General features: G+C 61.4%; 1 protein-coding gene. It reads right to left on the reverse strand.

The window, feature by feature from the left end; translation table 11 throughout:
• Nucleotides 1–215: transposase (locus EXE41_RS18935; RefSeq protein WP_137691819.1), on the reverse strand; the 215-nt coding region annotated here is incomplete at both ends.

Genomic DNA, 215 nt, shown 5'->3' on the forward strand with positions numbered 1-215 from the left:
GGAGGAAGCCGTAGGTCCGAGCGGCCTGCTCCAAGCCCTGCTTGGACAGGCCGCGGAACTTCGCCAACCACGGTTGGAGCAGTGACCAGAGACACTCTACCTGGTTCGTGTGGACGCCTTTGTCGGAGACGTACCTCTCGTCGTGGACAACGTATTGGTGATCGTGCTCCATGCCTCGGTAAGCTGGCAGTCCATCGGTCCAGACCTCTCCCAGC

It is taken from the genome of Halorubrum sp. SD690R, from assembly GCF_005435035.1.
GTDB classification, from domain to species: domain Archaea; phylum Halobacteriota; class Halobacteria; order Halobacteriales; family Haloferacaceae; genus Halorubrum; species Halorubrum ezzemoulense.